This window comes from Neorhizobium sp. BETTINA12A, from assembly GCF_023006485.1.
In the GTDB taxonomy this organism is placed as follows: Bacteria; Pseudomonadota; Alphaproteobacteria; order Rhizobiales; family Rhizobiaceae; genus Neorhizobium.
In genome coordinates this window covers 1-5,051 of sequence record NZ_JALBGW010000242.1, presented here as the reverse complement: position 1 = coordinate 5,051, position 5,051 = coordinate 1, and the positions used below count along the sequence as shown (strand labels likewise).

The following is a 5,051-nucleotide window of genomic DNA, read 5'->3' as shown; positions in this document are numbered from 1 at the left end:
CCGTCTGCTCTGGGGCACGGGTTGGTATGGCCGCCGCGTCCACTGCCTGCCGCAGATGGCCGTCTGCCTGCGCGACCACGGTCTCGAAATCCCCGCCGAGCTTGCCGCGATCGCCGATCACCGCGGCAGCCAGCACCAGGAATGGCGTTTCGCCCAGGGCGAAAACTCGTTTGCCGCGCTCTATCACTACAAGGGCGAGCATTTCGCGATGGGCTCGACGGTGCATTACCGCTGGGACGAATGGGGTTATCAGGAAACCATCCTGCACCTGCGTCTCGGCGACAAGCCGGAAGCTGCGATCTGGATCAACCATCCGGGCGAAACCATCCAGTTCGGCTACGGCCGCCCGTCCTATTGGGGCGGCTGCGGCACCATTCCGCGTGCCCAGCAGTATCGCGGCCTCGCCGTCCTCGAGTTCACCACCTACGAGGAACAGCCGGATTTCACCCATGCCTGGTTCCCGAAGGCCGAGTTCGACGAAACCCATGTTTCCGGTGGTGTGGCGCTTGCCCGCTCCGGCAAGGGTGCCGTCATGCTGCGCGCGCCCTCGAAGCTGGAGGCCGTGACCGACGGTCCGTCGGCAGGGGCTGAACTGCGCCAGTACGGCCAGAAGACCCGCTGGATCGTCCGCGTCTGCGAGGCGGACAATCTGACGGCCGTCGAGTACCGCTTCAGCGGGCTCGCCCCGAGACAGGAATCCGACGGCACCATCGTTGTCGAGGACCCGGAATATGGTACCGTCCGCTTCAGGAAGGACGGCTCCGTGGAGGCCGAAGGCCGCGTGATCGCGCGGGCGGATTACACCGTAAAGGGCGAAGCGACGATGCTGCGCCCCGCATGATATAAAAAGGATTTTCAGGTTAAGGCGCACAGATGTGCGCCTTAAGGAAACCGGACGGGAGGAGGCCCCGTCCATTCAGAGGAGGAAATGAGCATGAAAACCAAATCGCTTCTGGCGGGCGCTGCGCTCGCCCTTCTCATGTCGACGGCAGCACATGCCGGCGACGTGCGGATCATGTGGTATTCGGACGGCGTCGAAGGCGATGTCATGAAGGACCTCGTTGGCCGTTTCATGAAGGAAAACCCAGGCATCAACGTCACGCTCGACAACGTTGCCTACAGCGTCATCAAGGACCAGCTGCCCGTGCAGCTCGAAGCCGGCAACGGCCCGGATATCGCCCGCGTCACGGCGATCAAGGACCTTTCCAGGCATTGGCTCGACCTGCGCCCGCTGGTCAAGGATGCCAAGTACTGGGACGATAATTTCGGCGCCCAGGCCGACTGGATGCGTCCGGACGGCTCCAAGCAGATCTCCGGCTTCATGACGCAGATCACCCTGACCGGTGGCTTTGCCAACAAGACCCTGTTCGATCAGGCCGGCGTTCCGATGCCAGGCCCGAAGGCCACCTGGGAAGAATGGGCCGCAGCTTCCAAGAAGGTCAAGGATAGCCAGAAGCTTCCGTTCGCCATGGCGATCGACCGCTCCGGCCACCGCCTCACCGCTCCGCTGCTGTCCTACGGCGCCAACTATGTCGGACCGGACGGCAAGCCGGCCCCGCTCGACAAGGGCGCCAAGGATTTCCTGACCAAGTTCGTCGGTTGGGTCGCCGAAGGTTCGTTTGCCAAGGACGTCTGGGTCTCCGCCGGCGGCTCGACCTACCGCGCCGCGGCCGAAGACTTCATCAACGGTCAGCTCGCCTTCTATTATTCCGGTTCCTGGCAGGTGGCCAACCTCGCCACCAAGATCGGCAACAGCTTCGACTGGGTCGCCACCGGCAGCCCCTGCGGCCCGGCCGCCTGCACCGGCATGCCCGGCGGCGCGGCGCTCGTCGCTGTGAAATATACGAAGAACCCGAAGGACGTCGCAGCCGTCATGGATTGGTTCGCCCAGGAGAAGATCGTCAAGGAATTCTCCGAGCGCACCCTGTTCCTGCCCGGCCACAAGGGCGTCGTCGACAAGGGCGGCCTTGACTTCAAGACCGACAACGCCTTCGCCAAGGCGGCCCTGACCAAATATGTCGAGGCATCCAAGACCACCTCCGACACCGCTCTGAAGCTGCCCGGCTGGCGCTGGTCCGACACGGTCTATGCCGCGATCGTCACCCGCGTCGGTCAGACCCTTGCCGGCGAACTGAAGCTCGACGACGCCTTTACGCGCATCGACGCCGATATCGCCCAGAAGGTCAAGGACAGCGGCCTTTGATGCCCAATTGGCGAAATTGCTCCGCCCGTCGGGCGGGACATTCTTCTCTCCCCGCACCGGGGAGAGAAATTCGGCATGAGGATACGAGGCGGCGCGGCAAGCTCCCTCTGATCTCCCCCCTTGAGGGGGAGATGTCACCGAAGGTGACAGAGGGGGGTGGCAGCGGTGCAGCGGGTGCGAGGATCTATGAGGTGCCTATGCGACACCCCCCTCTGCCCTGCCGGGCATCTCCCCCTCAAGGGGGGAGATCGGCCAGCCGCAACGCCTTTTTTCCATATGCATTGAATCGATACAGCCGAACGAACAGAACCAGGCCAAGGGGAGGAAGTCATTGAAATGAGCACGACGTCCCTTACAGACCGCCTCGGCAGCCTCCTCATGGCGCCCGTGCATCTCTTGATGCGCATCATCGACATACCGCTGCGCGCCGTCCAGAAAGCGACCGGCATCGGCGGCATGGCGACCGTTTTCCTCGCCCCGAACATGCTGATCTTCGGCATTTTCGTGCTCCTGCCCCTCGTCATCAACTTCGTCTACTCGATGACCGGCGGCACCGCCTTCTTCCTTTCCGAGCGCAATTTCGTCGGCGCCGAGCAGTATCAGCGCCTTTTCACCTGCACGAACTACCTCGATCCGATGTCCTGCCAGGAGGATGCCTTCTGGGCCGCCGTCGGCAACACGTTCTGGTTCGTCATCCTGCAGGTGGCGCTGATGATCTGCGTGTCGCTGATCACCGCACTGATCCTCAACCGTGATCTCGCCGCCCGCTCCTTCTGGCGCGCCGTATTCTTCTTCCCGGTCCTCCTGTCGCCGGTCGTCGTCGGCCTGATCTGGAAGTGGATCCTGCAACGCCAGGGCCTCTTGAATTTCGGTCTCTACCAGTTCGGCATCGAGCCGTATACCTGGCTCACCGACCGCAACTGGACCTTCATCGCCACGATCGGCGTATCGATCTGGGCGCATATGGGCCTCTACACGCTGATCCTGCTCGCCGGTCTGCAGGCGATCCCGAAGGATCTCTATGAAGCCGCCGAAATGGACGGCACCAAGCCGGCGCGCGTCTTCCGGCGCATCACGCTGCCGCTTCTCGCCCCGAACCTTCTGGTCGTCGTCGTCCTGGCGCTGATCAAGGCCGTGCAGATCTTCGACGAGGTCTATGTCCTGACCGGCGGCGGTCCCGGCACCAGCACACTCTATCTGACCCAGTATATCTACGAGACCGGCTTTGCCTCGGCGCTCCGCAATCCGGGCCTTGCCGCTGCCGCCTCTATCCTGATGGGCCTCGTGCTCGTCGTCCTGACACTGATCCAGCTCGGCATAGGCCAGCGTGGCGAAAAGAAGGGGAAACGCTGATGGGTGTAGCCTCTCGCTTCATTCTGCGCCGCCGCGGCGGCAAGAGCTGGCACTGGACGGACATCGTCACCTGGGTCTGGCTGATCGGCGGACTGATCATCATGTTCGGCCCGGCCGTCTGGCTCACCTTCTCATCGTTCAAGACGCCGGCGGCACTTGCCGAATTCCCGCCGTCGATCCTGCCCTATATCACCAGCCAGGCGACGGTGCAGGGCTACGACAAGCCGCTGCAGCTCTTCGACGCCAAGATGCCGGACGGTTCGACCAGGGTGCTGGCCGAAGTGCGCCGCATCGGTCTGGTCGCCCAGATGGTCGATCCGAAGGCGCCCGGAGAAATCGTCCGCGTCAACATCGGCGACCGGACGCCGGTCCGCTCGGTCTCGTTCGCTACGGAAAATTACACGACGCCCTTCACCCAGTTCGATTTCCTGCGCTACCTGTGGAACTCGGTCTTCGTCACGGTGACCGCGACGCTGATCACCCTGATCGTCAATTCCATGGCCGCCTTCGCGCTGTCGAAATACGAGTTCAAGGGCCGCAGCCTGGCGATGCTGATCATCCTCGCGACGCTGATGGTGCCGCTTTCGGTGATCATGGTGCCGCTCTACTCGATCATCTCGTCGCTCGGGCTGTTCAATAGTCTCTGGGGCGTCATCCTGCCGACGGTCGCGACACCGACCGGCGTGTTCATCCTGCGCCAATACATGCTGACCATCCCGGACGAACTGATCGACGCGGCGCGCATGGACAAGGCGTCGGAATGGCAGATCTACTGGCGCATCGTCCTGCCGCTGACGGCACCGGCGCTTGCGGTGCTGGCGATCTTCTCGGTGGTCTGGCGCTGGAACGACTTCCTGTGGCCGCTGATCGTCCTGTCGAGGCGCGAACTCTACACCCTGCAGGTGGGTTTGAGCATCTATTCCGGCGAATTGAACGTCCAGTGGCACTTCATCCTGGCGATGACGGTCGTGACCATGATCCCCGTCGTGCTGGTCTTCATCTTCCTGCAGCGTTTCATCACCACCGGCATTGCCGGCACCGGCCTGAAGTAAGGATCCCCGATGGGCGAGATCACACTCACCAAAATCAAGAAGTCCTTCGGCGCGGTCGACGTCCTGAAGGACATCGACCTCGCGATCAAGGACGGCGAGTTCATCGTTTTCGTCGGCCCGTCCGGCTGCGGAAAATCGACCTTGCTGCGTACCATCGCCGGCCTTGAAAAGGTCACCGGCGGCGAGATCGAGATCGACGGCAAGCGCGTCAACGAAGTGTCCGCCGCCGACCGCGGCCTTGCCATGGTCTTCCAGTCCTATGCTCTCTATCCGCATATGAGCGTGCGCCAGAACCTCGCCTTCGGCCTTGAAAATTCCAACATGCCGAAGGCCGAAGTGGCCGAACGCATCAACGAAGCCGCCCGCATGCTGGAGATCGAGCCCTATCTGGAACGCCGGCCCGGCCAGCTTTCCGGCGGCCAGCGCCAGCGCGTCGCGATCGG

The 5,051-nt window shown here is 62.9% G+C and carries 4 protein-coding genes and 1 pseudogene; all 5 read left to right on the top strand.

Features of this window, described 5'->3' with window-relative positions:
- Positions 1-841: pseudogene (locus tag MOV61_RS28240) on the top strand (hypothetical protein); the annotation flags it as partial.
- A gap of 93 nt (positions 842-934) precedes the next feature.
- Complete coding sequence (locus MOV61_RS28235; RefSeq protein WP_038540246.1) at positions 935-2,203, top strand: ABC transporter substrate-binding protein; 1,269 nt, start codon at positions 935-937, stop codon at positions 2,201-2,203.
- Between the two features lie 336 nt (positions 2,204-2,539).
- On the top strand, positions 2,540-3,556 hold the full coding sequence (locus MOV61_RS28230; RefSeq protein WP_038540242.1) for a carbohydrate ABC transporter permease: 1,017 nt from the start codon (positions 2,540-2,542) through the stop codon (positions 3,554-3,556).
- Positions 3,556-4,608: a carbohydrate ABC transporter permease gene (locus tag MOV61_RS28225; RefSeq protein WP_247038953.1), complete on the top strand. Its 1,053-nt coding sequence runs from the start codon at positions 3,556-3,558 to the stop codon at positions 4,606-4,608. The genes MOV61_RS28230 and MOV61_RS28225 overlap by 1 nt, the downstream gene beginning before the upstream one ends.
- A gap of 9 nt (positions 4,609-4,617) precedes the next feature.
- The coding region (locus MOV61_RS28220; protein ID WP_247138964.1) for an ABC transporter ATP-binding protein at positions 4,618-5,051 on the top strand (434 nt) is incomplete at its 3' end.

What these genes read in the sequence shown, in the direction of transcription:
- MOV61_RS28225 (WP_247038953.1), top strand. Translation starts at nt 3,556, where the DNA reads ATGGGTGTAGCCTCTCGCTTCATTCTGCGCCGCCGCGGCGGCAAGAGC.
- MOV61_RS28235 (WP_038540246.1), top strand. Translation starts at nt 935, where the DNA reads ATGAAAACCAAATCGCTTCTGGCGGGCGCTGCGCTCGCCCTTCTCATG.
- MOV61_RS28230 (WP_038540242.1), top strand. Translation starts at nt 2,540, where the DNA reads ATGAGCACGACGTCCCTTACAGACCGCCTCGGCAGCCTCCTCATGGCG.